This window comes from uncultured Algibacter sp. (genome assembly GCF_947495675.1).
Taxonomy (GTDB): Bacteria; Bacteroidota; Bacteroidia; order Flavobacteriales; family Flavobacteriaceae; genus Algibacter_B.
In genome coordinates, this window is sequence record NZ_CANLZX010000039.1 from 1 (window position 1) to 4,545 (window position 4,545).

Below are 4,545 nucleotides of genomic sequence, written 5' to 3' on the forward strand. Positions count from 1 at the left end.
AAAAAAGAGTCATTACTAGATAGGTGGAAAAATAGGGAGACAAAAGACAGCACTACAAATTCTATAAAAAAAGCACCTACAGATACTAAAATCCCATTATCACATGGACAACAAAGACTTTGGTTTTTGCAACAGATGTATCCTAAAAACACTTTTTACAACTACTCCGAAACCTATACTTTTAATGGAAATCTAAACGAAAACATTCTTGTTGAAAGTTTAAAAAGAGTTTATAAGGACCATGATATATTAAGAACAACTTACCATATTGAGGATGGTGAAATATTTCAAAAAATAAATTTTAATTCTGAATTACAAATAGCTACACATGATTTAAGTAAACTTCAAGAAGAAGAGAAAAAAGTTAAATCTGAGATAATTATCGAAACTGATTCAAAAAACCATTTTGATTTAACTAAAAGCCCATTAGTTCGTGCTACAATAATTAAAACCAACGCCACAAATTATATCCTTCAAATAACACTACATCATATAATTGTAGACAAATGGTCTATGGGTATTTTTAGAGAAAATTTAGCAGATCATTATAAATCATTAAGTTCTAAAATTACCGATTTTACTAATAGAAAAGAACTACAATATACTGATTACGCCTATTGGCAAAATAATACTGAAATAAATAATAAAAGTCTTAACTATTGGAAAAATAAACTTTCAGGAGATTTACCTGTGTTAAATTTACCAACAGACTACCCTAGACCATTGCGCCCAACATTTAAGGGAGCTGCTTCATTTAAACAAAAATATAGTGAAATAGAATCTAGCTATCTTTTGACTCTTGCAAAACAATTAGAAACTACGCCTTATGTACTTATGCTTTCTGTATATTACGTTTTTTTATATAGATGTAGTGGGCAAAAAGATATATTAATAGGTTCACCAATAACCAATAGAGACCAAAAAGTATTAGAAAACATTATTGGTTTTTTTATAGACACAATTGTTTTAAAAACAGAAATTGTGCCTTCAATGTCCTTTAAAGACCTTGTTAATAAGGTAAAAGAAAATACCTTAGAGGCATTTACAAATAAAAACACACCATTTGATTTATTGGTTAAAGAATTAAAAACAGATAGGACATTATCTATTAATCCATTTTTTCAAGTCATGTTCGTTTATTTCCCTGAATTTAAACTACCTGTTTTTAGTAGCGATTTAAGTGTTTCGCACAAATTAATAGATACAAAAGTTTCTAAATTCGATTTAACTATATTTATATCTGAAGAAAATGGACAACTATGTTCAACATTTGAATATGCTACTGATTTATTTCAAGAAAAAACAATTGAGCGTTTTCAAAGCTATTTTAAATCTCTGATAGAAGGGATTGTTTCCAATCCCAATCAAAGTATTTTAGAACTTCCGATGCTTACAAATACTGAAAAAAAATTCTTCTTAAATCAAGAAAAATCTATTTCTAATCATTTTTCAGAATTTATGGGGGTTCACAATATTATAGAAAACATTAGTACTTTATATCCAAATAATATCGCGTTAACATACAAAGAACATTCAATAACTTATAAGAAATTAAATGACAAAGCCAACCTCTTGGCTAATCATTTGCTAAATAACACTAAAACACCTAACGAAATTGTTGGTTTATGTATTGATAGATCTGTTGATATGATTATTGGTATGCTTGCCATTTTAAAATCGGGTTGTGCTTATCTACCAATAGATCCTGAATACCCAGAAGAGCGAATTAGTTTTATACTTAATGATGCAAAAGTACAAACAACTATTACACAAAAAAGGTTTTCACATTTATTTGAAGCTCATGGAACTAAACAACTTCATATTGAAAACCTAGATGAATCTATAATTACTACTAAGCAAAATTTACCAGATACAAAAAACACAGATTTAGCTTATGTAATTTATACTTCAGGTAGTACTGGGCAGCCAAAAGGAGTACCAATAACACACAAAAATATTTTAACCTCTACTGCTGGTAGATTAGATTTTTATGATGAAAACCCAACTGCTTTTTTATTAATGTCTTCTATTTCTTTTGATAGTTCAAAAGCTGGGATTTTTTGGACATTGTGTACTGGTGGTAATCTAGTGATTGCGGAAAAAAGAATAGAACAAGATTTAGATAAAATTGGCAATATAATTGAAAAACAAAGCATAAGCCATACACTCATGTTGCCATCATTATATAACTTAATACTTAAATATGTAGATGATAAAAAACTACAGTCTATAAAAACCGTTATTGTTGCTGGTGAAGCTTGTACTTCAAAACTTAGTTCTACACATTTTAAAAAGTTTACTAATGTTAAACTATACAATGAGTATGGCCCTACTGAAGCCACAGTATGGTGTATTGCTCATCAAATAAAACTCGAAAATAAAAATAATCAATCAATACCAATAGGAAAACCAGTTGCTGGAGCTCAAATTTATTTAATGGATGAGCATTTAATGCTTGTACCATTTGGTAGTGTTGGTGAGATATATATTGGCGGAAATGGGCTTTCAAATGGATATTTAAACAGACCTAGTTTAAGCAGCAAAGCTTTTATAATAAATCCTTTTAATCATACAGAAAAACTTTACAAAACTGGTGATTTAGGAAAATACAACAATGACGAAAATATTGAGTTTTTAGGAAGGGCAGATCAACAAATAAAAATACGGGGATTTAGAGTTGAATTAAATGAAATTGAAAAAGCTATTAAATCTTATAATTCTAGCATTAAAAATGCCGTTGTGCTTGTAGATGATAATGTTAAACGTTTTGATGAAACAATTACTATTAGTGATTTAATTGTTGTCTTAAAAAATATGAAAGATGAAGACTTAAATACTATTTTTTCCTCATTAGAGTCATTAAGTAATGATGAAAAAGAATACTTACTAAATCAAATAGAAGCTTAAATATTATGAGAAAAATTAAACGCTCAAAAGAATTTGAAGTTATATTAACAATTAATGATGATCATTTTATACGTCCTCCTAAAGATATTCAAAGAAATGCAGTACTTAATAGAGCTTTAAAAGAGTTTGTTGGTGATTTAAAAATACTTGATACCCAAACAAAACACTTTGTGCCAGGAGCTACAGTAGAAACTCTAAAAGATGATAGAGAACAAAAAATAATGGAGGCCCAAGAAATTATGGAAGATTGGCAAATTCCATTAATGCAAGAAATGGCTAAGGTTATTGCAGAAGATGGGGGCGATATTCTTGAAATTGGTTTTGGTAGAGGTATTTCCGCTGAAATGATTCTTAAATTCCCAATTGAAACATACACAACTATAGAGTGTAATAATGATGTTATAAATACCTATTTTAAAGATTTTAAGGAAAAACATCATACAAAAAGAATTAAATTAGTACCGGGTTTATGGCAAGATACTATTGATGGTTTGGATGTATTTGATGGAATACTCTTCCACACCTACCCTTTAAATGATGATGAGTATATTCAATATGTCAATGGAAGCGTTACATTTGCAGAACATTTCTTTTTACATGCAGCTAAACACTTAAAACCGGGTGGTTTATTCACTTATTTTTCTAATGAGATTGATTCATTAAGTAGAGAACATCAAAAATTACTTCTAAAAACATTTCTCTTCTTTTACAATCAAAGTAATTCCATTGGAAATGCCTAATGATGTACATGATACTTGGTGGGCAAATTCCATAGTTGTAATTAAAGCAATAAAATGACAGAAGAAAAACTAAAATATAAAATAGAGCAACTTACTGATAATGAACTTAAGCTCCTTAAAATAAAAATTAAAGATTTTATTAAAATAGAAGCTAAAAGTTCTAAAACAGATAAGCATAAAAAGATAGTAGCCTATGTCGAGACTGATAGCTTTTTGGATAAAGAAAATTTAAAAGCTCATTTAAAAAGAAAGCTTCCAGATTATATGATTCCTACTTCTTTTTTTGAATTAGAGAAAATCCCATTACTCCCAAATGGAAAAGTTAATAAAAAAGAGATATTAAAAAGTAAATTAAATAATACTGAGGGGGGAGATAAAATTAGTATTACAGAGCCAACGACAGAAATTGAAAAAAAATTAGTAAAAATATGGGAAGATGTTTTAGATTTTTTTCCTATCAGTACACAAGATAATTTTTTTGAAATTGGTGGTGATTCAATATTAAGTATTCAAATTACATCCAAAATCAGAAAATTAGAAATAGAAATAAATCCAAATGATTTATTTGAGAATCAATCTATAAAAGAGCTTGCTAACTTTATTGAAAGTCAAAAAACAAAATCAATACAAAAGAATACTTTTAAGCATTTAATTAATGTAAAAGATTCAGGAAGTTTACCACCTTTATTCTGCATTCATGGAGGTGGTCGACATTTCTTTTTTTATAATCCACTTAGTACTTACATCAATCCAAACAGACCATTATACGCAGTTCAATCTTCAGAAGTTGAAGAAAATATTATTTTACATGAGAGTATAACTCATATGGCAAATGATTTTGTAAAAGAAATAAAAGCTGTTTCACCAAAAGGACCTTATCATATTATGGGATATTGTT

Annotated in this window: 3 protein-coding genes; all 3 read left to right on the forward strand. The window is 28.3% G+C overall.

The window, feature by feature from the left end:
* Positions 1-2,907, forward strand: a 2,907-nt coding sequence (locus Q0842_RS15915; protein WP_298500469.1) for an amino acid adenylation domain-containing protein, incomplete at its 5' end; no start/stop codon positions are given.
* Positions 2,908-2,912: 5 nt separating this feature from the next.
* Positions 2,913-3,647, forward strand: a complete 735-nt coding sequence (locus tag Q0842_RS15920; RefSeq protein WP_298500471.1) for a class I SAM-dependent methyltransferase — start codon at positions 2,913-2,915, stop codon at positions 3,645-3,647.
* Positions 3,648-3,701: 54 nt separating this feature from the next.
* Positions 3,702-4,545: phosphopantetheine-binding protein (locus tag Q0842_RS15925; RefSeq protein WP_298500473.1), on the forward strand; the 844-nt coding region annotated here is incomplete at its 3' end.

Coding starts and splice junctions, on each gene's coding strand:
- Q0842_RS15920 (WP_298500471.1), top strand. CDS start 2,913: ATGAGAAAAATTAAACGCTCAAAAGAATTTGAAGTTATATTAACAATT.